This window comes from Paracoccus sulfuroxidans (genome assembly GCF_007830335.1).
GTDB classification, from domain to species: Bacteria; Pseudomonadota; Alphaproteobacteria; order Rhodobacterales; family Rhodobacteraceae; genus Paracoccus; species Paracoccus sulfuroxidans.
Window position 1 is genome coordinate 19,191 of record NZ_VLKU01000017.1, and the last position, 25,327, is coordinate 44,517.

At 64.7% G+C, this 25,327-nt stretch carries 24 protein-coding genes; 20 read left to right on the plus strand and 4 right to left on the minus strand.

From position 1 onward, the window contains the following. Window positions 1–33 precede the first annotated feature (33 nt). The 7 genes from fliF to IQ24_RS19450 all read left to right on the plus strand — a co-directional run bounded on the left by fliF (window position 34) and on the right by IQ24_RS19450 (window position 8,473). Window positions 34–1,602, plus strand: coding sequence for a flagellar basal-body MS-ring/collar protein FliF (gene fliF, locus IQ24_RS19420; protein WP_145400035.1), 1,569 nt, complete (start codon window positions 34–36; stop codon window positions 1,600–1,602). Continuing rightward, window positions 1,599–2,147, plus strand: coding sequence for a FliH/SctL family protein (locus IQ24_RS19425; protein WP_145400036.1), 549 nt, complete (start codon window positions 1,599–1,601; stop codon window positions 2,145–2,147). Before fliF ends, IQ24_RS19425 begins: the two co-directional genes overlap by 4 nt. Before the next feature lie 2 nt (window positions 2,148–2,149). Continuing rightward, entirely contained in the window at window positions 2,150–2,407 is a 258-nt protein-coding gene (locus IQ24_RS19430; protein ID WP_145400037.1) for a FliM/FliN family flagellar motor switch protein, read from the plus strand. Further along, entirely contained in the window at window positions 2,404–3,114 is a 711-nt protein-coding gene (gene fliP / locus IQ24_RS19435; protein ID WP_145400038.1) for a flagellar type III secretion system pore protein FliP, read from the plus strand. The genes IQ24_RS19430 and fliP overlap by 4 nt, the downstream gene beginning before the upstream one ends. A gap of 132 nt (window positions 3,115–3,246) precedes the next feature. After that, on the plus strand, window positions 3,247–4,302 hold the full coding sequence (locus IQ24_RS19440) for an efflux RND transporter periplasmic adaptor subunit (RefSeq protein ID WP_145400039.1): 1,056 nt from the start codon (window positions 3,247–3,249) through the stop codon (window positions 4,300–4,302). Next, window positions 4,299–5,399 (plus strand): efflux RND transporter periplasmic adaptor subunit, encoded by a 1,101-nt coding sequence (locus tag IQ24_RS19445; RefSeq protein WP_145400040.1) that lies wholly within the window; start codon window positions 4,299–4,301, stop codon window positions 5,397–5,399. Before IQ24_RS19440 ends, IQ24_RS19445 begins: the two co-directional genes overlap by 4 nt. Next, window positions 5,396–8,473 (plus strand): efflux RND transporter permease subunit, encoded by a 3,078-nt coding sequence (locus IQ24_RS19450; RefSeq protein WP_145400041.1) that lies wholly within the window; start codon window positions 5,396–5,398, stop codon window positions 8,471–8,473. Before IQ24_RS19445 ends, IQ24_RS19450 begins: the two co-directional genes overlap by 4 nt. Here the strand turns inward: IQ24_RS19450 and recQ are convergent, their stop codons facing one another. Continuing rightward, complete coding sequence (recQ, locus tag IQ24_RS19455) at window positions 8,474–10,498, minus strand: DNA helicase RecQ (protein ID WP_145400042.1); 2,025 nt, start codon at window positions 10,496–10,498, stop codon at window positions 8,474–8,476. Further along, window positions 10,498–10,788, minus strand: coding sequence for a YggT family protein (locus tag IQ24_RS19460; protein ID WP_145400043.1), 291 nt, complete (start codon window positions 10,786–10,788; stop codon window positions 10,498–10,500). The genes recQ and IQ24_RS19460 overlap by 1 nt, the downstream gene beginning before the upstream one ends. A gap of 142 nt (window positions 10,789–10,930) precedes the next feature. On the opposite strand from IQ24_RS19460, the gene IQ24_RS19465 reads away from it, so the two are divergent. The 6 genes from IQ24_RS19465 to IQ24_RS19490 all read left to right on the plus strand — a co-directional run bounded on the left by IQ24_RS19465 (window position 10,931) and on the right by IQ24_RS19490 (window position 16,661). Then, complete coding sequence (locus IQ24_RS19465; protein WP_145400044.1) at window positions 10,931–11,503, plus strand: acyl-CoA thioesterase; 573 nt, start codon at window positions 10,931–10,933, stop codon at window positions 11,501–11,503. A 50-nt stretch (window positions 11,504–11,553) separates the two neighbouring features. Next, window positions 11,554–12,912, plus strand: coding sequence for an MFS transporter (locus IQ24_RS19470; RefSeq protein ID WP_145400045.1), 1,359 nt, complete (start codon window positions 11,554–11,556; stop codon window positions 12,910–12,912). Then, window positions 12,909–13,781, plus strand: a complete 873-nt coding sequence (gene mepA / locus IQ24_RS19475) for a penicillin-insensitive murein endopeptidase (protein ID WP_145400046.1) — start codon at window positions 12,909–12,911, stop codon at window positions 13,779–13,781. Before IQ24_RS19470 ends, mepA begins: the two co-directional genes overlap by 4 nt. A 71-nt stretch (window positions 13,782–13,852) precedes the next feature. Then, window positions 13,853–14,719: an esterase-like activity of phytase family protein gene (locus tag IQ24_RS19480; protein WP_242008358.1), complete on the plus strand. Its 867-nt coding sequence runs from the start codon at window positions 13,853–13,855 to the stop codon at window positions 14,717–14,719. A gap of 91 nt (window positions 14,720–14,810) precedes the next feature. Continuing rightward, complete coding sequence (locus IQ24_RS19485; RefSeq protein ID WP_145400047.1) at window positions 14,811–15,956, plus strand: serine hydrolase domain-containing protein; 1,146 nt, start codon at window positions 14,811–14,813, stop codon at window positions 15,954–15,956. A 93-nt stretch (window positions 15,957–16,049) separates the two neighbouring features. Continuing rightward, window positions 16,050–16,661 carry a VUT family protein gene (locus tag IQ24_RS19490; RefSeq protein ID WP_145400048.1) on the plus strand — a complete coding sequence of 204 codons (612 nt, stop codon included), beginning with the start codon at window positions 16,050–16,052 and terminating at the stop codon, window positions 16,659–16,661. A 229-nt stretch (window positions 16,662–16,890) separates the two neighbouring features. Here the strand turns inward: IQ24_RS19490 and IQ24_RS19495 are convergent, their stop codons facing one another. After that, window positions 16,891–17,643, minus strand: coding sequence for a DUF1003 domain-containing protein (locus IQ24_RS19495; protein ID WP_145400049.1), 753 nt, complete (start codon window positions 17,641–17,643; stop codon window positions 16,891–16,893). Between the two features lie 124 nt (window positions 17,644–17,767). Between IQ24_RS19495 and choX the strand changes: the two genes are divergently transcribed. From choX to IQ24_RS19510, 3 genes are read left to right on the plus strand one after another with little or no spacing between them, the layout of a single operon-like run. Beyond that, a complete protein-coding gene (choX, locus tag IQ24_RS19500) occupies window positions 17,768–18,706 on the plus strand; it encodes a choline ABC transporter substrate-binding protein (RefSeq protein ID WP_145400050.1) in 939 nt (312 codons plus the stop codon). A 1-nt stretch (window position 18,707) separates the two neighbouring features. Beyond that, window positions 18,708–20,204 (plus strand): choline-sulfatase, encoded by a 1,497-nt coding sequence (betC, locus tag IQ24_RS19505; RefSeq protein ID WP_145400051.1) that lies wholly within the window; start codon window positions 18,708–18,710, stop codon window positions 20,202–20,204. After that, on the plus strand, window positions 20,201–21,094 hold the full coding sequence (locus tag IQ24_RS19510) for a DUF817 domain-containing protein (RefSeq protein ID WP_145400052.1): 894 nt from the start codon (window positions 20,201–20,203) through the stop codon (window positions 21,092–21,094). Before betC ends, IQ24_RS19510 begins: the two co-directional genes overlap by 4 nt. A gap of 34 nt (window positions 21,095–21,128) precedes the next feature. Here the strand turns inward: IQ24_RS19510 and IQ24_RS19515 are convergent, their stop codons facing one another. Beyond that, window positions 21,129–22,310: an acetyl-CoA C-acyltransferase family protein gene (locus IQ24_RS19515; RefSeq protein WP_145400053.1), complete on the minus strand. Its 1,182-nt coding sequence runs from the start codon at window positions 22,308–22,310 to the stop codon at window positions 21,129–21,131. Window positions 22,311–22,409: 99 nt separating this feature from the next. Between IQ24_RS19515 and IQ24_RS19520 the strand changes: the two genes are divergently transcribed. The 4 genes from IQ24_RS19520 (at window position 22,410) to modC (ending at window position 25,323) form a co-directional block, all read left to right on the plus strand. Then, window positions 22,410–22,769 (plus strand): winged helix-turn-helix domain-containing protein, encoded by a 360-nt coding sequence (locus IQ24_RS19520; protein ID WP_145400054.1) that lies wholly within the window; start codon window positions 22,410–22,412, stop codon window positions 22,767–22,769. Window positions 22,770–22,835: 66 nt separating this feature from the next. After that, entirely contained in the window at window positions 22,836–23,579 is a 744-nt protein-coding gene (modA, locus tag IQ24_RS19525) for a molybdate ABC transporter substrate-binding protein (RefSeq protein ID WP_145400055.1), read from the plus strand. Continuing rightward, window positions 23,576–24,274: a molybdate ABC transporter permease subunit gene (modB, locus tag IQ24_RS19530; RefSeq protein ID WP_145400056.1), complete on the plus strand. Its 699-nt coding sequence runs from the start codon at window positions 23,576–23,578 to the stop codon at window positions 24,272–24,274. Before modA ends, modB begins: the two co-directional genes overlap by 4 nt. Then, the gene (modC, locus tag IQ24_RS19535) at window positions 24,271–25,323 is read left to right on the plus strand and encodes a molybdenum ABC transporter ATP-binding protein (RefSeq protein ID WP_145400057.1); all 1,053 of its coding nucleotides are present in this window, start codon (window positions 24,271–24,273) and stop codon (window positions 25,321–25,323) included. Before modB ends, modC begins: the two co-directional genes overlap by 4 nt. Window positions 25,324–25,327: the final 4 nt, after the last annotated feature.

The following is a 25,327-nucleotide window of genomic DNA, read 5'->3' on the forward strand; positions in this document are numbered from 1 at the left end:
ACGGTTTTCGAATGCGATTCGCGGGGGAATGTTTTGCTGAAACTGCAAGACTATTGGCGTGCAAGAAGTGCGCAGCAGAAGACAGTGCTTGCTGTCGTCTTTTCTCTTTCCTTTCTGGGGATACTGGCCTTCGCCTGGATGGCGAACCGCCCGACGATGGCGCTGCTTTATTCGGGGCTGGATTCAGCGCAATCCGGCAGCGTGCTTGAGGCGATAGAAAAGACGGGCGTTCGCTACCAGATTCGCGGCGATTCCATCTGGGTGGAAGAGGCGCGGCGAGACGCCTTGCGCATGACGCTTGCCGGCGATGGACTGCCCTCTGCGACCGGCGCAGGATACGAAATCCTGGACGGCATGTCCGGTTTTGGCACCACTTCGCAGATGTTTGACGCCGCTTACTGGCGGGCCAAAGAGGGTGAGCTTGCCCGGACCATTCTGGCAATTCCGAACGTCAAGGCAGCGCGGGTCCATCTGGCCGTACCCGGTGGACGAGGGTACCGCCGGGAGGCGCAGGCCTCGGCGTCGGTCACCTTGACGACAAACGGGACACCCCTGTCGCGCGCTCAGGCGAAGGCCTTGAAGTTCCTTGTGTCTTCAGGTGTGCCGGGCATGTCCTCTGACCGGGTGACGGTGATCGACAGCGAACGCGGCGTGGTCGGCACGGGCGAGGAGCTGGGCAGCGAAGACCGCGAGGCCGAGATGAAGCGCAACGTCGAGCGCATCCTTGAGCCGCATGTGGGCATGGGGAATGCGATTGTCGAGTTGAACCTTGATATCGTCACTGAATCCGAATTCCTGACCGAACAGCGGTTCGATCCTCAGCAGCGCGCCCTGATTTCGCAGGAAAGCGAGGAAACTGCCGATCAAAGCTCGAACGCACAGCAGGCGGGTGTCACGGCCGCATCGAACTTGCCTGAAGGACAGATGGATAGTGGCGAGCAAAGCAAGTCATCCCGATCCGAAACCCGCCAGCGTTCGAATTTCGAAGTCAGCAAGGTCACCCGGGAGGTCACCCGCCGTCCGGGTGAGGTTCGCCGCCAGACCGTCGCCGTATTGGTCAATGGCGTGGTCCAGACCGATGCGAACGGCGCGCCCACGCTGGTTCCGCGCTCTGAGGAGGACTTGCAAGCGATACGTGAACTCGTCGCCTCGGCGGTCGGCTTCGACGAGGCGCGTGGCGATGTCATCACGGTGAAATCGCTTCTTTTCGCAGACCTCTCGGATGCTGGGAGCGAGGCCAGCAAGGGCGGCCTTCTTGATCGGTTGGAACTGAACAGCCTGGTCAAACTGGCAATGTTCGGACTGTTCGTTCTGATCCTGGCGCTGCTGTTCCTGCGCCCAGTCCTTCGCGCCCGGAATGCTGCGGCTTCGGCAGCGATCCTAGATAATTCTGTGGCCTTGCCCTCGCCGGTCGAGCCGTCCCCGGCTGAAAGCAATGATCTGCCTCCGCTTTCGATGGCAGTTCCCGAGTTCGATTTTGAACCCATGTCGGCCCCGGCATCAGATCCCGTCGCACGGCTGAAGGAAATGATGAAAGAGCGGCGCGAGGAAAGCCTCAAACTGCTGTCCGGCTGGATCGAGAAGCGTGAGGACGCGCTATGAGCGCCGCAGTCCTGAGGCTCGAATCTTTTACGCAACCCAGAGCAATGGAGGCGGAGCCCGGATTGCTCGAAGACGAGCGCAAGCTCGCCTTCGATGACGGCTATGCGCAGGGCCGACAGGTCGGCATCGAAGATCTTGCTGGGCAACTGCGTGCGCTGAACGCAACGCTTGAGTTCAACGAGACGCAGGCAGCCCAGCTTCGCCAGCAAATGCTGCGCGATCTGGGGATCGTCTTGACGGCCATCGTGGATGTGCTGGGCAATGCTTCGCGGAATGACCGCCTGTGCCATGCCATCGCAGATGAGTTACGCCGCATGGTCGACAATGCGCCCCTTCGGCGGCCGCTCGTGCGCTGTGATCTGAACCTGCTGCCGCTGATTGAGCAAGCTGTTGCGGCCTCTGGCGTTGATCGCGTTCAGCTCGAAGGCGATCCCGACATGGCAGGATCGGCAGAGCTGATCTTCGACAGCGCAAGAACCGTGCTTGCCCTCGACGCGATCACCCAATCGCTGCACGCCCTTATCTCCGAATTGACAGAGGAATGACGATGGAAGACCTCGCCAGCCTGATCGCCACCGACCAGATCGTGGTCGAAATCACCATACGTCTGGGCAGCACCCGACTGACGATTGCGGAGCTGTCGCAGTTGAAGCCGGATGATGTCTTGACGCTGGATCAACAGATCTCGGACGGCGTCGAGATCTGCGTGGGCGAAAAGGTCATCGCCCGGGGCGAACTGACCACCGATCAAGACGATGGTGACCGGCTCTGCGTCCGTATCCTTGGCGCGGTGGCCAACAAATGATCCGTTTGGGCCTCGCCGTCGGACTTATGCTGCTGCCCGCCATCGCCTTCGGGCAAGAGATGGATGGCCTTGACGGCCTGGCGAATGGCGTCGGCAGACATACGATCATCCTGCTGGCTGTCATGACGATCCTTTCCCTGGCACCAGGAATTGCGATCATGGTGACCTGTTTTCCCTTCATCGTGACGGTGCTGTCGATCCTGCGTCAGTCGATGGGGCTGCAGCAATCGCCCCCGAATATGTTGATTGTCAGTCTCGCCATGTTCCTGACCTGGTTCGTCATGAGCCCCGTCCTGAACGAGGCATGGGAGACTGCAGGCGCCCCCCTGCGCGATGGCACGATCACCGTCGAACAGGCCTTCGAACGGGGGATCGAGCCGTTTCGCGGCTTCATGGAGAACCGCACCAGCCCTGAAACGCTGGCATCATTGGCAGAGGTCGCCCCCGACCCCGACAGCGCCGAGGGACGGCTTTCCGTGCTGATCCCCGCCTTCATGCTCAGCGAAGTGCAGCGTGCCTTCGAAATCGGCTTTCTGATTTCCCTGCCCTTCCTCATCATCGATCTGGTAGTGTCAGCGGTTCTGATGTCCATGGGCATGATGATGGTACCGCCCGCCGTCGTCGCCTTGCCCTTCAAGCTGGCATTCTTTGTGGTCATAGACGGCTGGGGACTGATCGCCGCCGCATTGGTGCGAAGTTACCAGTAGGCGTGGTCGCGCGCGGCGCTCCGCCGCCCGATCGTACCCCTTCCTGCCGAATGCGTAACGTCATTGAGGCCGGGTGCTTCTCATATGCGGCAAAATCGGTCAGGTTGCGCTGATCTTTGCGAAGTCTTGGCCATGAACAGATTTACGGCGCTGCTCATCATCGGACTGACCACCCCCTCGCTTGCCATGGCAGAGGAAGGGTTGCGCGTCGAATTCGTCCCGGTCGAAACGACGTCGCTGACGCTGGATTCGCGGCTGACCGGGACGATCCTTGCCAAGGACAGCATCGATATGGGGTTCCGGCTGGGCGGCCGTGTCACCTCGGTTCTGGTGGCAGAAGGCGACAAGGTGGTGAAAGGTCAGGCTCTGGCCCGCACCGATCCCACTCAGCAGACACAGGGGCTGCGCGTGGCCGAGGCTGCCGTCAGCTCAGCCCGCGCCGCGCAGGCGCAGGCCAAACAGGCGAATGACCGCGCGAAGGCGATGCTGGAGCGCGGCGTCGGCACAAGGGCGGCAGCGGATTCCGCCTCTCAGGCACTGTCGGCATCCGAAGGGGCGTTGGCTCAGGCTATGACGTCCCTGGGGCAGGCCCAACGCGCGCTGGAGGATACCGTCCTGCGCGCACCGACCGATGCCATTGTGACGACGCGCTCTGTCGAGCCGGGGCAGATCGTGGGCGCGGCCCAGACGGTGATGTCGCTGGCCGCCGCACAGGGGCGCGAGGCGGTCTTTCAGACACCCGATTCCCCCTTGCTGCACGCCGCCATGGGTGCCTCGGTCAGCATTACGCCCCTGGATTATCCCGGGATGACGATGACGGCCCATGTCACCGAGGTCTCTCCGCTTGTCGATCCGATGACGGGCTCGGTCACCATTCACGCGACGATCGACAACCCGCCCGACGACATCAACCTGCTGGGCGGGGCGACGCATGGCGTTGTCCATTTCCCGCTTGGTTCGGGGATCGCGATTCCCTGGACGGCCCTAACCGCATCGCATGATCAACCTGCCGTCTGGGTGGTTGAGGCCGATGGTCGCGCAAACCTGCGGCCCGTCGTGATCGAGCGCTTCGTGGATGGCAAGGTCATCCTGAAATCCGGGCTCGAAGCCGGAGAGACAGTCGTCGGCGCCGGGTCGCAGAAGCTTTATCCTGGCCGGACCGTCGTCGCAGCGGAGGTGCGGAAATGAAGGGGGCGATCACCGGTCTGCTGATCTTTGTGTGTATGGCTTTTGCAGGCACTGCACATGCCTTCAGCTGGCCCTGGCAGACCGCGAAAACGACGAAAGAAACCGCGCCGCGCCCCGTGGCCAGCATCATTCTGGCCGACACCTCGCAGAACGTGCGCTCGGTCCCCGGAGCGATCGCTGCACGGGTCGAGGTGACGCTGGGCTTTCAGACCATCGGGCGCGTGGCCACGCGCAACGTCGACATCGGCGATCTGGTCAAGACGGGCCAGACACTGGCCTCGCTGAACCCTGATGACCTTCATGGCGACGTCAATGCCGCCCTCGCCGCCGTCGATTCGGCTGAGGTTCAGTTGCAAACGACCGAAGCGATGCTGGAACGCACGCGGGAACTGGCGCGCCGCAATGTCGCCCCCGCCGCCCAGCTTGAACAGGCCGAGCGCGCTTATACCGCCGCGCAGGCGCAGATGGATCAGGCCCAGTCGCAGCTGGTGCGCGCCCGCGACGCCGAAGGATTTGCGGTGATGACAGCCCCCTTCGACGGCGTCATCAGCGCAAGCTATGTCAACACCGGCGCGGTCGTCAGCGCGGGTGAGCCTGTGTTCAAACTGGCTGCGCAAGGCGAGCTTGAGGCCGTCATCGACCTGCCCGAAACGGCGCTGCAGGATGTCTCGATCGGAGAGGCGTTCGAGGTCTGGGCGGAAAGTGACCCCGACAACATCCAGCCCGCCAAGGTCCGGCAGATTGCGCCGCTGGCGGATGCCGCCACCCGGACGCGGCGCGTGCATCTCGCGCTGGCCGAGCAGGCAGATATCAGGCTGGGCGCGCTGATCCGCGCCCGCCCGCAGATCAAGGGCGACCATCATCCCGCCCTGCCGCAGGCCGCGATTCTGACGAAGGACGGTAGCCCGGGCGTCTGGGTTGTTGAGCGCCAAGACGACAGCGCGACGGTCACCCGGCGCGAGATCACACCCGCTGGCCCCGCGATCAACGGCATCGTCGCGATCAGCGACGGCCTGTCTCTGGGCGAGGAAATCGTCATCCGGGGCATCCACTCGCTGACCGAGGGCCAAAGAGTCGGAGAAGGGGTAAGCCCATGACGCAAAAGGGGTTCAACCTCTCGGACTGGGCGCTTCACCACCGCTCTCTGGTGTGGTTCCTGCTGATCGTCTCGATGATCGCGGGCACGTTCAGCTATCTGAACCTCGGGCGAGAAGAGGATCCGAACTTCACCATCAAGACCATGGTGATCAGCGCCGCCCTTCCCGGTGCGACCATCGAAGACACGCTCAATCAGGTCACCACGCGGATCGAGACCAAGCTGGAAGAGCTGGATGAGTTGAAGTTCACCCGCTCGGTGACGATGCCGGGACAATCGGTCGTCTATCTGGAGCTTGACCCTTCGATCCGTGGCCCGCTCGTGCCGGAGATCTGGAAGCGCGTGCGCAGCATGATGTCCGACATCCGCGCCGATTTCCCGCAGGAATTCGCGGGCTTCCAGTTCAACGACAATTTCGGCGACGTCTACGGCAACATCTATGCCTTCACCACCGACGGCTTCACGCTGCGCGAGTTGCGCGACCGGGTCGAGGATATCCGCAAGCGCGTGCAGGCCCTTCCCGCCGCCGGCAAGACCGAGCTTCTGGGTGTCCGCAAGGAAGAGATTTATCTGGAATTTTCAAGCGCGCGGCTGGCGGCACTGGGCCTCAATCAGGTGCAGGTGATGAACACCTTGGCCACCCAGAACGCCATCGCGCCCTCGGGCATCATTCAGGCGGGTCCCGAGCAGGTTCTGGTCCGCGTGGGCGGCCAGTTTGACAATACGGATTCGATTGCGGCGGTGAACCTGCGGGTCGGCGACCGCTTCTTCAACCTGACCGATGTCGCCACGATCCGGCGCACCTATCAGGACCCGCCCTCGACGCTGTTCCGCTATCGCGGCGAACCGGCCATCGGCCTGCAGATCGGGATGCGCGCAGGCGGCAATATTCTGGAATTCGGCGCAGAACTTGACGCGCTGATGGCCGACGTCGCCGCCGATCTTCCGGTGGGGATCGAGATGGCGAAATTTGCCGACCAGCCCCATGTCGTCGACGAAGCCGTCAGCCATTTCGTCAAGGCGCTGGCCGAGGCGGTCGCCATCGTCCTGCTGGTCAGCTTCATCAGCCTTGGCATGCGGGCGGGTTTCGTCGTCACCCTGACCATTCCGCTGGTCCTGGCCATCACCTTCATGATCCTTGAGGTTTACGGCATCACCCTGCAGCGGATCTCGCTGGGGGCGCTGATCATCGCGCTTGGCCTTCTGGTCGACGACGCGATGATCGCGATCGAGACGATGATCTCGCGGCTGGAACTGGGCGACAATCTGGGACAGGCGGCCAGCTACGCTTGGACCTCGATCGCATTTCCCATGCTGACGGGCACTTTGGTTACCGTCGCGGGCTTCATCCCCATCGGGCTGAACAGCTCGGCTGCGGGGGAGTTCACCTTTTCGCTCTTCGTCGTCATCGCCGTGTCGCTGCTGGTCAGCTGGATCGTCGCGGTCCTTTTCGCGCCGCTTCTGGGCGTCACCTTCCTGCCCGCCAAGATGGCGCATCATTCGGAAAAGGCCAGCTGGCTTCGCCGCGCCTTTCACCGGCTTTTGCTGGCGGGCATGCGGCACAAATGGGTGACCATCGCGGCTACCGTCCTGCTGTTCGCGCTGTCGGTCTTCGGCATGCGCTTCGTCGAACAGCAGTTCTTCCCGACCTCGGACCGAACCGAGATCATTCTGGACATCACCGAACGCGCCAACGCCTCGATCGCCAAGACCTCGGCCGATATGGACCTGATCGAATCGCAGCTGGCCGAGGATGCGGATGCGCTGTTCTGGACCTCTTATGTCGGACGCGGCGCGCCACGCTTCGTACTGTCGATGGATGTGCCGACGCCCGGGCCGTTCATGGGTCAGATCGTGATCCAGACCCCCGATCTTGCGGCCCGCGACCGCCTGAAGGCGCGCCTGACCGAGATTGTCGAGCGTGATCTGGTGGGCACGGATGTCTATATCAAGAACCTCGAAATCGGTCCTCCGGTCGGCAAACCCGTGCAGTACCGGGTGTCCTCGCCCGACATTGACGAGGCGCGCGACACCGCCCGCGACCTTGCCGCCGTGCTGGCGACCGAGCCGCGCCTGCGCGATATCTCGCTGGACTGGAACGAACCCGCGCGCGTCATTCGCCTGCAGGTCAATCAGGATCAGGCGCGCCAACTGGGCGTGACGAATGAGGATATCTCGGGCGCGCTGATGGCGCTGTTCTCGGGCGTCACGGTCACGCAGCTGCGCGACGACATCTTCCTGATCGACATCATCGCGCGCGGGGCCGAGGATGATCGCGCCTCGCTGGAGTCCATCCAGAACCTGCAACTGGCGACCGCGACCGGCACACCCATTCCGCTGGCGTCACTGGCGAAGCTGGAATATGGCACCGAGCAGCCGCTGATCATGCAGCGCGACGGCCTGCCCACGGTCACGGTCAAGGCGGCGATCACCACCAAGGACCAGCCCGCGACGCTGATTGCCGCGCTTCAGGGCCGGGTCGACGCCTTCACCGCTGATCTGCCCTCGCGGGTGCAGGTCAAGATCGGCGGCACGGTCGAGACCTCGGCCGAAAGTCAGGAGCCGATTGCCGCCGTCGTCCCGGTGATGCTGCTGGTCATGGCGCTTCTGGTGATGATCCAGATGCAAAGCTTCCGGCTGTCCTTCATCGTCTTTGCCGCCGCGCCGCTGGGGCTGATCGGCGTGGTCGCGGCGCTGCTGCCCTTCGGCGTGCCGATGGGCTTTGTCGCCATTCTGGGCGTGCTGGCGCTGGTCGGCATCCTGATCCGGAACTCGATCATTCTGGTGCATGAGATTCAGGTGCTGCTCAGCAAGGGCCATTCCCGTTGGGAGGCCGTGTTTGAGGCCTCCGACAGCCGCGCGCGGCCGATCCTGCTGACGGCGGCGGCGGCCAGTCTGGCGCTGATCCCGATCTCGCGGCAGGTGTTCTGGGGGCCGATGGCCTTCGCCATGATGGGTGGCATCATCGCGGGAACGCTGGTGACGCTGATCTTTGTGCCCGCACTTTACTGCGCGGTCTTTGGCGTCAAACCGCCCAAGAACGACGACACGCCAACGGAGGCCGAGGCCGCCTGATCACTCGGCGCTGATCTCGGCGTCGAAGGCGGCACCGAAACGCTCAAGCCTTGCGGTATCAAGATAACGCGAAAGGTCGCGCGGACGGTCTTCCGCGATCCGGCGCAGGATCGAATTGCTGACCGACAAGGGCTTTTCGGTGCCATCCTCGCCGCGCGTCAGCCGGGTCTGCGCCTCGGCCAGACGGTCGAACAGCGCACCCGAGGCGCGCCCGGCCAGCGCTTTGCGCGCCGGATGCATGGGCGCGACGTCGCCCGCAATGACCCGCAGAAAATCCTCGCCATAGCTTTCCAGCTTCTTGGCGCCAATGCCGTTGACCTGCGCCATCTCATCAAGCGTCGAGGGACGGCTTTGCGCCATCTCGATCAGCGTGCGGTCCGGGAAAATAACATAGGCCGGAACGCGGGCGGCCTCGGCCAGGGCGCGGCGCTTGGCCTTCAGGGCCGACAGCAGCGGCGCGTCCTCCTCATCGACCTGCGTGCGGATCACGGTCGAGGGCCGGGCCCGGCCGATGACGTCGCGGCGCAGCTCGATCCGCTCTTCCCCGCGCAGGACCGGATGGGCGGCGGCGGTGATTGCCAGCCCGCCATGCCGCTCGGGATCCGGGCGGATCAGGTCGCGGCCCAGCATCTGCCGGATGATCGCCTGCCAATGCGGGCGGCTCATGTCGCGGCCGACGCCGAAGGTCGGGATCTGGTCATGGCCGCGCTGGCGGACCTTCTCGGTCTCATTCCCGGTCAGTACGTCGATGATATGGCCCGCGCCGAAATATTCGCCGGTGCGCAGGATCGCCGACAGCGCCTTGCGGATCGCTTCGGTCGCGTCGAAGACCTCGGGCGGCTGGTCGCAATTGTCGCAATTTCCGCAAGGACCAGCGGTTTCGCCGAAATAGCCCAGCAGGCCGACGCGGCGGCAGCCGCTGGCATCGGCCAGCCCAAGAAGCGCGTTCAGCCGCGCATGATCCGCCGATTTCCGCTCTGGCGGGGCGAGGCCTTCATCAATCTGACTTCGGCGCAGGCGGATGTCATCGGGGCCGAACAGCGTCATCGTCTCGGCAGGCGCGCCGTCACGACCGCCGCGACCGATTTCCTGATAATAGGCCTCGATGGATTTCGGCAGGTCGGCATGGGCCACCCAGCGGATATCGGGCTTGTCGATCCCCATGCCGAAGGCCACGGTCGCGACAACGATCAGCCCGTCCTCGCGCTGAAAGCGGATCTCGACGCCGCGGCGATCCTCGGCCTCCATGCCGCCGTGATAGGCGACGGCGGGCAGCCCGCTTTCGTTCAGCGCCTGCGCCAGCGTCTCGGTCTTGGCGCGGGTGCCGCAATAGATGATCCCCGATTGCCCGCGCCGCGCCTGCGCGAAATCCATGATCTGACGGCGCGGCCCGTCCTTGGGCTGGAAGGCCAGATGGATGTTCGGGCGGTCGAAGCCGCGCAGGAACACCTGCGGCGTATCGCCTCCGAAGAGGCGCGAGACAATCTCGTCCCGCGTTTCGGCATCGGCGGTGGCGGTAAAGGCGGCCAGCGGCACGTTCAGCGCGCGGCGCAGATCGCCCACACGCAGATAATCGGGGCGGAAATCATGGCCCCACTGGCTGACGCAATGCGCCTCATCAACGGCGATTGCGCTGACGCCCGCGCGCCGCAGCATCGAGACCGTCGCCCCCGAGGCCAGCCGCTCGGGCGCCATGTAAAGCAGCCGCAACGCGCCCGAGGTGAGCGCGCGGAAGACCTCGGCATTCTCTTCCTCAGTATTGCCACTGGTCAGCGCGCCCGCCGCCACACCGGCCTCGGCCAGCGCCCGCACCTGATCGCGCATCAGGGCGATCAGCGGCGAGATGACCACCGTCACCCCGTCGCGCATCAACGCAGGCAGTTGATAACACAGCGACTTTCCGCCGCCCGTCGGCATGATGGCCAGCACGTTGCGGCCCTGGGCGACGGCATCGACGATCTCTTCCTGGCCGGGCCGGAAGGCGTCAAAGCCGAAGATCTGCCGCAAAAGAGGCGCGGCGGACATCAGCCCAGGAACCAGCCCGCGTTATTGGCCAGCGCCCGCTGCAGGATGATGATGATGACAAAGACCACCAGCGGCGCCAGATCGAGGCCCCCGGTGTTGGGCAGGATGTTGCGGATGGGCGCATAGATCGGCTCAAGCAGCCGGTTCAGCCCGTTCCAGATCTGCCAGACCAGCGGTTGGCGCAGGTTCAGCACCTGGAAGTTGATCAGCCATGACATCAGGATATGGGCGATCATCACGAACCAGATCACGTCAAGGATCAGCATGAGCGCCTGATAAAGTGTCAGCATCACATCCCTCGGTCATGGAGTTTTGGGACAGGTAAGCCAGCCACGGGCTTCGCGCAACCCATTAGCCGTGGCGTCCCGGTTGACGTCTGCGGCATCGGGGGCTAGCCGGGCCCGGTCGGGCATGCCAGAAGGGACCGCACCCATGTACCCATTCGCGCGTTTCGCCAAGGAAATGCTGAAATTCCGTCGCGCGCCCGCACTGGACCCGCTGGGGGTGCATGTCTCGACCCACCGCTGCTGGCCCTGGGACCTTGACCCCTGGATCGAGCTGAACAACGGCCGCACCCTGACGCTTTACGATCTGGGCCGCATCCCGATGGCGGTGCGCACCGGTATGATCGACACGATGCGCCAGAACCGCTGGGGCATCACCGTCGCCGGGAACTCGGTCCGCTATCGTCGCCGGATCCGGGCGTTCCAGCGGTTCACCATGCTCTCGCGCTCGCTGGGGTGGGACAACCGCTTCCTTTACATGGAGCAATCGATGTGGCGGCGCGGCGAATGCTGCAACCACATGCTGCTGCGCGCCGCGATCACATCCGAGAACGGGATCGTGCCGCCCGCGCGCCTCTTGGATGCGGCCGGGTTGCCCTCGGAAAGCCCGGCGCTGCCCGATTGGGTCAGGGACTGGATCGCCGCCGATGCCGCCCGTCCCTGGCCGCCCGAGGTCCCCCCGCTGGCCGCCAGCGACCCGCGCGAGGACTTGCCAGCCTGAGCGCGCTCTGTCCTTATGCCGGCAATCAAGGCTCAGCAGGGACGAACGCGATGAACAGCAAGCGCATTTGGGGCTGGTGGTTCTTTGATTGGGCCAGTCAGCCCTTTGCCACGCTGCTGATGGCCTTCATCTTTCCCGTCTATTACGCCGAGGTCGCGCGGCACCATTTCGCCCAGCAGGGCATGGATACGGCGACCGCTGCCGCTGCCGCGCAAGAGCTGTGGGGGACCGGGCTGACCATCTCGGGCGTGATCATTGCCGTGCTGGCCCCGATCCTGGGGGCGATTGCGGACAACACCGGGCGCAGGCTGGTCTGGGTGTGGGTCTTCTCGGGCTTTTATGTGCTGGGGTCGGCGGGGCTTTGGTACCTGATGCCGGAACAGCCGAACCTGCATTTCGCCATCACGAGCTTTGCCATCGGCCTGATCGGCATTGAATTCGCCACGATCTTCACAAATGCGATGCTGCCCGGCCTTGCCTCACGAGATGAGATCGGCCGCGTCTCGGGCTCGGGCTTTGCCTTCGGCTATGTGGGCGGTGTGGTATCGCTGGCTGTCGTGCTGCTGTTTCTGGCCGAGGATTCGAAGACCGGGCTGACCCTTCTGGGCCTGAACCCGCCCCTCGGCCTTGATGCCTCTGCGCGCGAGGGGACGCGGGCGACCGGCCCCTTTGTGGCCCTGTGGTACATCGTCTTCATGCTGCCCTTCCTCTTCTGGGTCTCTGAACCGAAGGGGCCGAAAAAGCCGCTGCACTTCGGCAGCGCCATGATGGATTTGTGGGACCTGATCAAAAGCCTGCGTCACCGTCGCTCGCTGGCCAGTTGGCTGGCCTCGTCAATGCTGTCGCGCGATGCGCTGAACGCGCTTTACGCCTTTGGCGGCGTCTATGCGGGCACGGTGCTGGGCTGGTCGATCTTCATGGCGGGCATCTTTGGCGTCGTCAGCGCCATTTCCGCCGCCGTCATCAGCTGGATCGGCGGGCTGGCGGATCGCAGATGGGGGCCGATGCCGGTCATCATCATCTGCTCATCGATCCTCTGCCTTGTCTGCGTCGTTCTGGTGGGGATGAGCCGCACCTCGTTCTTCGGCATGCCGCTGGAGGCCGGGTCGAACCTGCCCGACACGGTGTTCTTCATCTGCGGCGTGGCGATTGGCGGCGCGGGTGGGGCGCTGCAATCGGCCAGCCGCACGCTGATGGTGCGCCACACCTCGCCCGCCCGCGCGACCGAGGCCTTCGGCCTTTACGCGCTCTCGGGCAAGGCCACCGCATTTCTGGCCCCGGCGCTGATCACGCTGGTCACAAGCATGTCAGGCAGCCAGCGTCTGGGAATTTCTCCGCTGATCTTGCTGTTCCTTCTGTCGCTGATTTTGCTAATCTGGGTCAAACCAGAGGGAGAACCCGAGCAGTGATCCGCAAAATGCTATCCGCCGCCGCTCTGGCGTTCGCGGCCATCGCGACCGCGTTGCCTGCCGGCGCAGAACCGCTTGCCAAGGATGTGTTCGGAGGCGCCCCCGGGCCCACCGCCGGCAATCCGGCATCGGTCGGCTTCTATTCCAAGGGCTGCGTGTCCGGCGCCGTGGCGCTGCCCGAATCCGGGCCAAGCTGGCAGGCGATGCGCCTGTCGCGCAACCGCAACTGGGGCCACCCCGAAATGGTGGGTTTCCTGATCGGCCTTTCCCAAGCCGCGCAGCGCGCCGGTTGGCAGGGGCTCTACATCGGCGACATCGGCCAGCCGCGCGGTGGCCCCATGCTGACCGGCCACGCCAGCCACCAGTTGGGTCTGGACGCCGATATCTGGATGCTGCCGCCCTCGAGCCTGCAGCTTAGCCGGGCGCAGCGCGAGAATATTTCCTCGGTCTCGGTGGTGAACCGGGCGGGGACGGCGCTTTCGAACTACTGGACGCCGGGCCACATGTCGATCATCCGCGCCGCCGCCAGCGATCCGCGGGTCGAGCGTGTCTTCGTCGACCCGGTGGTCAAGGTCGCCATGTGCCAGTCGGAAACGGGCAACCGCAACTGGCTGCGCAAGGTGCGCCCGATCAACAACCACGACTACCATTTCCACGTCCGCATGTCCTGCCCCGCAGGCTCGGTCTGCCAGCAGCAGGACGCGCCGCCCCCGGGCGACGGCTGCGAGGAAGCGGCCGAGTGGATCCGCAACCGTATCGACCCCAGCCGCGTGAAGCCCGTGCCGCCCGATCCCAACTATCGTCACCCGCGCAGCTTCAAGCTTAGTGAAATGCCCCAGCAATGTCAGACCATCGGTCTGGCCCGCTAGGGCCTGACACCCTTACGACCGTTTCACGAACCCGACGCTTCGCCCCTCTGATCCAGAGGGGCGTGGCCTCGATGGCGCTGGCCCTTTGGGCCGTCGCGGCAGTAGCGCAGCCCCGCGTCGAATATGTCGCGACCTATGTCTGGCATATGGATGACGAGGCGTTCGGCGGCTTCTCGGGCATCGAGATGAATGACGACGGCACACGCTTTCACGCGCTGTCGGACCGGGGAACCGTTCGCTGGGGCAGCGTCGAGCGTGACGGCGCGGGTCGCATCCGCGCGATGAACACCGCAGGCATCGCCCGGTTGCGCGATGCCCATGGCGCGCCGCTGAAAGGCGGCTATCTGGCCGATAGTGAGGGCATTGCCATCGGCCCCGACGGCGCAATGTGGGTCAGCTTCGAGGGGCTGACGCGCGTCGTGCGCTATGACACGCCCGACAGCCCCGCCAAACCCCTGCCCAGCCCGCCCGAGTTCAAGGAGATGCAGCGCAACTCCTCGCTTGAGGCGCTGGCGATCACGGCGGATGGGACGATCCTGACCTTGCCCGAACGCTCGGGCATGCTGACGCGGCCCTTCCCGGTCTGGCGCTACAGGGATGGCGCCTGGGATCAGCCCTTCAGCATTCCGCGCTCGGGCGCCTGGCTGCCGGTCGGCGCGGATATCGGCCCGGATGGCCGCTTCTATCTGCTGGAACGTGACTTCAAGGGCCTTCTGGGCTTCCTGTCCCGCGTCCGGCGCTTCGATCTGACCGAAAACGGGATCGAGAACGAGGTCACGCTGCTGGAAACCCGCTCCCTGCAATATGACAATCTGGAGGGCATCACCGCCTGGAGCGACGGGCTGGGGATCCGGCTGACGATGATCTCGGACGATAATTTCTACTTCCTGCAGCGCACCGAGCTAGTCGAATATCGCGTCATCGAACCGGCTGAATAAGCCGATTTCCGCGCCCCTCTGGCCATCGGCCTTTACTTGCCGGCCCCGCTTGCGTTCGTTGGCAGAAAAACGAGCGGTAAAGGAGCAAGACATGAGCGGCAAAAGCCCCGACACCCCCGCCATCGCGGCACTGGATGCGGCGATCGATGCGGCCATTGCGCAGAAACGGCTGGTCGGCACGGTCGTGATGATGGCCGAGGACGGCCAGATTACCTATTCCCGCGCCGCTGGCCTTGCCGACCGGGAAAACGGCATCGAGATGCAGCCCGGCACCTGGTTCCGCTATAGCTCGGTCACCAAGCCCTTCGTCACCATGGCCGCGCTGCAACTGATCGCGCAGCAGCGCCTCTCGCCCGAAGATCCGGTCGCGCGCTGGCTGCCCGAGTTCACCCCCGCTTTTCCCGATGGCTCCCGTCCCGAGATCACCGTCAATCACCTGATGTCGCATATGGCGGGGCTGGATTACGCCTTCGCCCAACCGCCCGGCGGTGCCTATGAAAGCGCGGGCGTGTCGGACGGCATCTCTGAACGGATGATCTCGCTGCCCGAGAATATCCGCCGCATCGCCTCGGTGCCGCTGGACCTGACGCCGGGGCAGGACTGGCGCTACTCGGTCGCGACCGACGTTCTGGGCGCGGTGATCGAGGCGGTGACCGACAGCGCCCTGCCCTTCGCCATGGCCGAGCTGGTGACCGGACCGCTGGCGCTGGATGCCTCGTTCTTTCTGCCTGACACGACGAACCTTGCCGTGCCTTATGTCGACGGTCAGCCCGAGCCCAAACGGATGGAGGGCGTGACCCGCATCCGTGGCAACCTGCCCGAAGGCTTCAGCTATGCTTTCGACCCGCAGCGGATCACCGATCTTTCCGCCTTCCCCTCGGGCGGGGGCGGGATGGCCGGAACGGCGGAATCGGCGCTGCTGCTTCTGGAGGCGCTGCGCGAGGGCGCGTTCCTGACGCCAGATCTGCGCGCCGCCGCGACCACGAACCGCGTTCTGGGTGAACATCCGCTGCGCGGCCCCGGTTATGGCCACGGCTGGGCGGGGGCGCTGATCACCGACCCGCAGGCGGCCTCGGTCGGGCTTTCCAAGGGCAGCATCACCTGGGGTGGGATCTACGGCCATTGCTGGTTCATCGATCCGCTGCGCAAACGCACCGTCATCGCGCTGACCAACACCGCCGTCGAGGGCATGTGCGGCCGTTTCTCGGTCGAGATGCAGCGCGCTACGGCCGCCTGATTCTTGACTCGCAAGGCGGCGGGGCGTATCGCGCCCCTGCCCGAGGCCGTGCTTCGGGCCGAGTCTCCGCTACCTTGTCAAAACGGATCAGATATGTCCCGCCTTCTTCCTGGCATTCTTGCCATGGCTGCCGTCGTGGTGGCCTCGAATATTTTGGTCCAGCATTTGCTGGGCGACTGGCTGACCTGGGGGGCACTGACCTATCCCCTGGCGTTTCTGGTCACCGATATCATGAACCGCGTCTATGGCCCCGCCGTCGCCCGCAAGGTGGTCTTTGCGGGCTTCCTGACCGGGGTCGCCTGTTCGGTCGTGGCCGCCGGGCTGGACAAGACGACGCTGCGCATCGCCGTCGCCTCGGGCGCGGCCTTCCTGTCGGCCCAGCTTCTGGACATCACCATCTTCAACCGCCTGCGCGGCATCAACTGGTGGCTTCCGCCGCTGGCCGCGACCGTCGCGGGCTCGGTTCTGGACACGGTGGTCTTCTTTTTCATCGCCTTCGCGCCCGCGCTTTCGGGCATTTTCCCGCATGACGACGTGGCCTGGGCCAATGAGGCGCTGCCGCTTCTGGGCGTCGGGCCGGTTCAGCCTTTATGGGTCTCGCTGGCGGTGGCGGACTGGTCGGTGAAGATGGCGCAGGCCGTTCTGGCGCTGATACCGTTCCGCATCATTGTCGGAAATCTGATCGAAAGACGGACGCAAATCTGATTGACAGACACAATATTTGTGGCACGCTTCCATTTAACGGCAACATATTGAAAGGAGGTGGTCCAGTGTCGAGAGTGATAGTGGAGAGAGGTGTCGGGACAGTCAGGGGGGCCGTGGCCTGAGGGCAGCCCCAAGGGTCGTAAACCCTGACTGGGACGGTGGTTGTACTCCAACCCTAACCGGACCATCTCCGTAGATCTCGCGGGCCGTTCCTCTGGGGCGGCCCGTTCTATTTCCCGGACGCCCTGCCGTCAGTCGCGCCAAGGTCGGCCCGCGCGGCATCCGGTCCCCGAAGCTCGCGCAGAAGGTCGGTCTGGATCGCCTGAATCTCCAGCAAGCGGCGCCATTGATGGGTCAGCTGGTGGTCGATCTTCTCGTGCAGCTGACGCAGCTCCAGCTCTGCCTTCAGGTTGATCTGGTAGTCGTTTTCCGCGCGCAGCCGGTCCTTGGCCTCCTGTCGGCGCTGGCTCATCATGATGACCGGGGCCTGAAAGGCCGCGACGCAGGACAACAGCAGGTTCAGCAGGATGAAGGGGTAAGGGTCAAAGGGCTTTGTGAAAAACCCAAGCGTGTTAAGGCCCATCCAGCCGACCAGCACGCAGGAAAACAACAGGATGAAGCCCCAGGAGCCGCCAATCTCGGCCACGCGATCCGCCAGACGCGCGCCGAAGGTCATCGGCTCGACCGACTCGCGGGCGGTTTGCAGGGTCAGCAATTCGCCCTGCTCCAGCGCCTCGACAACGCCTGCCTCAAGTGCGCCCAGCTCGCCCGTCTCATCCGCCAGAAGCTGGGTCAGGTAAAGCTGGCGGTACTTCGCCATGCAATCGCGACAGATCATCCCGTCCGGTCGCAGATCGGGCCGATCCTTGCGGATAAGGTCAGCCAGCATGGTCCGGTTCATCGACAGCGGGACAAGATCGCCCACAGGCGTGGACTTGCCGCAGATCGCGCAGGGGGCTGTCGCTGAGGGGTCGTCGGTCATGGGCCTGCCTTCACAAAAGGACCTGCGCCGCCACAGCGCAAGCGGGGTTGCGCTGATGGGCATGGGGGATATCAATATGATTATCTGTCCCGAGTTGTCACCGTCACGTTGAAGCAAGGATGCCATGAGCAAGATCATCAAAGCCACCGTCGCCGCAGTTGCCCTGACCGCCGCCATGCCCGCCCTTGCCGATGACGCCGCGACCTGCGGAACCGTGCGGCTTTCCGACCCCGGCTGGACCGACATCACCGCGACGAATGGCGTGGCGAACGCCCTTCTGACCGGGCTGGGCTATACGCCCGACATCAAGACGCTGTCGGTGCCCATCGGCTATGAGGCGCTGAAAAACGGCGAAACCGATGTGTTTCTGGGCAACTGGATGCCCGCGCAGCAGAAATTCCGCGATGATCTGGACGCCTCGGGCAAAACCGAGGAGCTGGTCCAGAACCTGACCGGCGCGAAGTTCACCCTGGCCGTGACCGACGCCATCAAGGATCTGCCGGTCAAGGATTTCGCCGATCTGGACGCCCATAAGGACGCTTTTCAGGGCAAGATCTACGGGATCGAGCCCGGCGCGCCCGCCAACCAGTCGATCCAGAAGATGATCGACGCCGACAAGTTCGGTCTTGGCGACTGGGAACTGGTCGAGTCGAGCGAACAGGGCATGCTGGCGCAGGTGCAGCGCAACGACGGCGCGGGCACGCCTTCGGTCTTTCTGGCCTGGGCGCCGCATCCGATGAACGTCAAGATGAACGTGATCTATCTGACCGGCGGGGATGAGGAATTCGGCCCCGATTTCGGCGGCGCGACCGTGCATACCGTCGCGCGCAAGGAATGGGTCGCGGCCTGCCCGAATGCGGCGAAGCTGTTTTCGCAACTGGTGTTCGACGTCGACATTGAGAACGTCCTGATGGGCAATATCCTTGACGATGCGATGGACCCGGCCGAGGCCGCGAAAGCCTGGATCGCCGCCAATCCCGATCGGGTCGGGACCTGGCTGGAGGGCGTCACCACCCTTGACGGGCAACCCGGCGCGGATGCGGTTCTGGCCTCGGTGAAGTGAATTGACGAAACCGAATATCCTGATCCTGATGGCCGACCAGCTGTCAGGGGTGCTGTTTCCCGATGGTCCTGCCGAATTTCTGCATACGCCGAACCTGAAGCGGCTGGCCGCACGCTCGGTCCGTTACCGCAACGCCTATACCGGCAGCCCGCTTTGCGCGCCGGGGCGCGCGAGCTTCATGTCCGGGCAGTTGCCGCGCCGGACGCGGGTCTATGACAATGCGGCCGAGTTCGCCTCGGACATCCCGACCTATGCGCATCACCTGCGCCGGGCGGGCTATCAGACCACGCTGTCGGGCAAGATGCATTTCGTCGGCCCCGACCAGCTGCACGGGTTTGAGGAACGGCTGACCACCGACATCTATCCCGCCGATTTCGGCTGGACCCCGGATTACCGCAAGCCGGGCGAGCGGATCGATTGGTGGTATCATAACCTTGGCTCGGTCACCGGCGCGGGCGTGGCCGAAATCACCAACCAGTACGAATATGACGATGAGGTCGCCTATCACGCCTGCCGCAAGCTTTACGATCTGTCGCGCGGGGCCGATGACCGTCCCTGGTGTCTGACCGTCAGCTTTACCCATCCGCACGATCCCTTTGTCGCGCGGCGGAAGTATTGGGATCTGTATGAGGGCGCGGCCGAGCTGGCCGCTCCGCCCGCGATTGCCTATGAGGATCAGGACCCGCATGCGCAGCGCCTGATGGATGCCTGCGATTTCCGGGGCCTTGAGGTGACCGAGGAGGACATCCGCCGCTCGCGTCAGGCCTATTTCGCCAATATCACCTATATCGACGACAAGATCGGCGAGATCCTCGATGTGCTGGAGCGCACCCGGCAGGAGGCAATCATCGTCTTCCTGTCCGATCACGGCGAAATGCTGGGTGAGCGCGGGCTGTGGTTCAAGATGAACTTCTTCGAGCAATCGGCGCGGGTGCCGCTGATGATCTCGGCCCCCGGGATGGATCCGGGGTTGGAGGAAGCGCCGGTCTCGACCACCGATGTTCTTCCCACCTTGTGCGAATTGGCGGGTATTTCAACAACGGAGATTGCGCCATGGACCGATGGCGTCAGCCTTGCCCAAGGGGCGGCGGCGCGCGGGCCGGTGGCGATGGAATATGCGGCCGAGGGCTCGATCACGCCTCTGGTGGGGCTGGTCGACGGCGGTTGGAAATATGTGGCCTGCGCCGCCGATCCCGAGATGCTGTTCAATCTGCGTGATGATCCGGGTGAGCGGGTCAATCTGGCCGCTGACCCTGCGGCTCAGGGGCGGCTCGAGCACATGCGGGCGTTGGCGGCGGAACGCTGGGATCTGGGGGCCTATGACGCCGAGGTGCGCGAAAGTCAGGCGCGGCGCTGGATCGTCTATGAGGCGCTGCGCAATGGATCCTACTATCCGTGGGATTATCAGCCGCTGATGAAGGCCTCCGAGCGTTACATGCGCAACCATATGGACCTGAACATTCTGGAAGAATCGAAGCGCTTCCCGAGGGGCGAATGAGCGGCTCGCGCCAGCCCAGCACAGGGCGGATCGAGCGGCGTCTGGGCGATTGGGCGCGGGCCCATCTGCCCTTTGCGGTGCGCGAATTGGTAATGTTCGTGCTGAAGCAGGGCTGGGCCTGTCTGTTTGGCGGGCTGTTGCTTCTAGCGCTGCTGGGTACGCGCATGTTCTGGCAGCCGGATTGGGCGTTTCACCGCTATGACGCGCTGTTTCTGTTCGCCATCGCGACGCAGGCCGCCTTTCTGGTCTTCAAGCTGGAGACCTGGGACGAGGCGCGGGTGATCTTGCTGTTTCACCTGACCGGTACACTGATGGAGTGGTTCAAGGTCAGCGCCGGGTCATGGGCCTATCCGGATCCGGGGCTGTTCAAGGTGATGGGCGTGCCGCTGTTTTCCGGCTTCATGTATGCCAGCGTCGGCAGCTATATGGCCCGCGTCATCCGCATTTTCGACATGCGCTTTGCGCCCTATCCGCCCTTCTGGGTTACGCTGCTGCTGGCGGTGGCGATCTATGTGAATTTCTTTGCCCATCACTTCCTGCCTGACATCCGGCTGGGGCTGTTTGCGGCGACGGTGGTGATCTATTGGCGCACGATGATCTGGTTCCGGATCTCGGACCGGGACTGGCGGATGCCGCTGCCGGTGGCCGCGTTCCTGTCCAGCATCGCGCTGTGGGTGGCCGAGAATGTGGGCACGGCCACGGGCACATGGCTTTACGCCGGGCAGCAGGCCGGAAAGATGGTCAGCTTCCACAAGGTCGGCGCGTGGTATCTGTTGCTTTACGTGGCCTTTGTCACCGTGACGCTGGTATCGCGCGGCGCGCTTTACCGGGAGGCCCTGCCCGCGACGGGAAGGCCTCGCGCCGCCGCCGTGGCTGCGTCCGGCACCTGAGGCGGCGCACGGAAACCCGTGCGCCCGCGCTTTCTCAGATCCGCTCGATCGCGAGGGCAATGCCCTGACCGCCGCCGATGCACATGGTGATCAGCGCTTTCTTCCCGTTGATCCGGTCCAGCTCATACATGGCCTTGACGGTCAGGATGGCCCCCGTCGCGCCGACCGGATGGCCCAGAGCGATGGCACCGCCGTTCGGGTTGACCTTGGCCGGATCGAGGCCCAGCCCGCGATTGACCGCAATCGCCTGCGCCGCGAAGGCCTCGTTCGACTCGATGACGTCGAAATCGCCGACCGAGAGGCCGGTCTGTTCCAGCAGTTTCTTCACCGCCGGGATCGGCCCGTTGCCCATGACGCGCGGCGGCACGCCCGCCACCGCATAGCCCAGCACCTTGAAGCGCGGCGCGAGCCCCGCCTGTTTCGCCGCGCCTGCGCGCGCCAGAACCACCGCCGCCGCGCCATCATTGATGCCCGAGGCATTGCCCGCCGTCACCGTGCCATCCTTGACGAAAGCCGGGCGCAGGCCCGCCAGCTTGTCGGCATCGGTGGCCTTCGGATGCTCATCGGTGTCGAAGGCGACCATGCCCTTGCGGGTCTTGATCTCGACCGGGACGATCTGGTCCTTGAACCGGCCCTCGGCGATGGCTTTGGCCGCACGGTTCTGGCTTTCCAGCGCGAAATCGTCCTGATCCTTGCGGGTGATCGAGGTCTCGGTCGCGACATTTTCCGCCGTCACGCCCATATGCCCGGTGCCCATGGGACAGGTCAGCGCGCCGACCATCATGTCCAGCATCTGCGTATCGCCCATCTTGGCGCCGAAGCGTGCCGTGGTCGAGGCATAGGGGGCGCGGCTCATCGATTCGGCCCCGCCTGCGACGGCGAAATCGGCATCGCCCAGACGCAGCGCCTGCACGGCGGAAACGATGGCCTGCGCGCCCGACCCGCACAGCCGGTTCACGTTCATCGCGGGCGTGGTGTCGGGGATGCCCGCATCCAGCATGGCGACGCGCGAGAGATACATGTCGCGCGGCTCGGTGTTGATGACATGGCCAAAGACCACCGTTCCGATCTGATCAGGCGTCAGGCCTGCGCGCTCGACTGCCGCCTTGGTCACGAAGGTCGCCAGCTGGATCGGGGTCACCGCCGCCAGACTGCCGCCAAAGCCACCGATGGCGGTCCGGGCACCGGACAGGATCACGATATCGTCGTCGGACATTTCAATGCACCTCGCTAAATGGGTCCGCCACGCGTGGGAACGGAAGGGAACTCGCTTCCAGACTTGCACAGCCGCGCGGGCTCGCCAAGAATGCACGCCATGGAAAACGATCCCCGTCTCAGCCTTCGGCTGCATTTCACTCAAGGGTTGACCTTTGGTCGCGGCAAGGCCGATCTGCTGCGGCTGATTGACGAGCAGGGCTCGATCTCGGCCGCCGGTCGCGCCATGAACATGAGCTATCGCCGCGCCTGGGCGCTGGTCGAAGAGATGAACCTGGCTTTCAACCAGCCGCTGGTCGACAGCAGCCGCGGCGGGGCGAAGGGCGGGGGCGCGCAGCTGACCCCGACCGGCCGCCAGATGCTGGCCGATTACACCGCGCTGGAGGAACTGTTGCGCCGCGAAGGTGACGGAGAGCTGCTGCGGATGCGTGCCGCCCTCAAGGGTTATGCACCGCAGTAAATAACGCTTGTCTTTCGTAAAATCCGGCAGTTATGCTTAGCGCAACATAACGAATGGATCACGTCGATGCGCCTTCCCGTCTTTGCTTTCGCCCTTGCCACCCTGGTCGCTCCGGCCGCCATGGCCGATGAGATCACGGTTTTCGCGGCCGCCAGCCTGAAGACCGCGCTGGATGAGATCGCGACCGAATGGCAAAAAAACCATGACGACACGGTGGTGATCTCTTACGCCTCCAGCTCGAAACTGGCCAAGCAGATCCAGGAGGGCGCGCCCGCCGATCTGTTCATCTCGGCCTCGCCGGAATGGGTGGATGCGGTCGAGGGGTCGGGCGACATCGACCCGGCGACGCGCAAGGACCTTCTGGGCAACACGCTGGTGCTGGTCGGCACGGGTAAACCAGCCGAGGCGGCGGTCGATCAGCTTCCGACCCTGCTGGGCGACGGCAAGCTGGCCATGGGCATGGTCGATTCGGTTCCCGCCGGTCAATACGGCAAGCAGGCGCTGGAAAAGCTGGGCCTGTGGGGCGCGGTTGAAAGCCATGTCGCGCAATCCGACAACGTGCGCGCCGCGCTGAAACTGGTCGCGACCGGAGAGGCGCCGCTGGGCATCGTCTATGGCAGCGATGCCGTGGCCGAGCCCGAGGTGGGCGTCGTCGCCACCTTCCCCGCCGACAGCCATGATCCGATCATCTATCCGGCAGCGGTCACCAAGGTCTCGCAAACGAAACAGGCGAATGCCTTCCTCGACAGCCTGACGCAGGAACCGGCACGCTCGATCTTTGAAGCGCAGGGCTTTACCGTCCTTCCATGAGCCTGCCGTTTCTTGACTGGCTGGGCCCGCAGGAATGGCAGGCCATCCGCCTGTCGGTGCAGGTCTCGCTGGTCGCCACGATCCTCAGCCTGCCTTTGGCCATCGCGGTGGCCTGGTTGCTGGCGCGCAGAAACTTCCCCGGTCACGGGCTGGTCAGCGGTCTGGTTCACCTGCCGCTGATCCTGCCGCCGGTGGTGACGGGCTATCTGTTGCTGATCACCTTCGGCACCAAGGGCCCGGTCGGGCGGCTGCTGGAGCCCTTCGGCATCATCTTCGCCTTTCGCTGGACCGGGGCGGCCCTGGCCGCCGCGATCATGTCCTTTCCGCTGACCGTGCGGGCGATCCGGCTGGGGTTCGAGGCGGTCGATCCAAAGCTGGAACAGGCGGCGGCCACGCTGGGCGCGCCGCGCATCTGGATTTTCCTGACCGTGACGCTGCCGCTGATCTTCCCGGCGATCCTGGCCGGGGCCACGCTGGGATTTGCCAAGGCGATGGGCGAATTCGGCGCGACGATCACTTTCGTGTCGAACATTCCGGGCAAGACGCAGACCCTGCCTTCGGCCATCTACGCGCTGCTGGAACAGCCCGGCGGTGAGGGTCCGGCGATGCGGCTGGTGCTGGTCTCGATCGTCGTGGCGCTGAGCGCGGTCATCGGCTCGGAATATCTGGCCCGCAGGATGGCGGCGCGCAGATGAGCCTCTCTGTCGATATCCGGCATCAGTTTCCGGGACTTGACCTCAACGTCGCCTTTGAGGCGCCGACCGGCGTCACCGCGCTGTTCGGGCCCTCGGGCTGCGGCAAAAGCACGACCGTGAACGCGATTGCCGGGCTGATGCGGCCCGACAGCGGCAGGATCGTGCTGGACGGTCGGGCGCTTTACGACTCGGACCGGCGCATCGACCTGCCGCCGCAGGCGCGCCGCATCGGCTGCGTCTTTCAGGATGCGCGGCTGTTTCCGCATATGACCGTCGCCGCGAACCTGCGCTATCCGGCCCGGTTCCGCAAAGGTGCCGCGCGCGATTTCGACCGCATCGTCGAGATGCTGGCGCTTGGCCCGCTGCTGAACCGCCGCCCCTCGACGCTGTCCGGGGGGGAGCGTCAGCGCACCGCCATCGGCCGCGCGCTGCTGTCCGACCCACAGCTTCTGATCATGGATGAGCCGCTGGCCGCGCTGGACGACGCCCGCAAGGAAGAGATCATGCCCTGGCTGGAGCGGCTGCGCGATGAGGTGCAACTGCCGATCCTTTATGTCAGCCACAGCGTCGCCGAGGTGCTGCGGCTGGCGACGACCGTGGTGCTGATGCAGAAGGGCCGGGTCGCGCATTCGGGCCCGCTGACCCAGATTCTGGCCGATCCGGAACTGGCCCCGCAGCTTGGCGCGCGCGAGGCGGGCGCGCTGATCACCGGCACCGTCGAGGCGCGCGAGGCCGATGGCATGGTCCGCGTCGCGACCTCGGCCGGGCCGCTTCTACTGGCCGATCTGGACGCGCAGCCGGGCCAGATGCTGCGTCTGCGGATTCTCGCTCATGAGATCATCCTGTCGCGAGAGGCCCCCGTCGGGCTCTCGGCGCTGAACGTTCTTCCGGCCACCGTGACCGCGGTTTCAGACGGTCTGGTGCAGCTAAAACTGGGCGATCAGAAGGCTTTGGCGCAGGTCACGCCCCGCTCGGTCGAGGTGCTGGGGCTGACCCCGGGCACCCCCTGTTTCGCCGTCATCAAGTCGGTCGCGATGGCGCGCAGCTAGATCC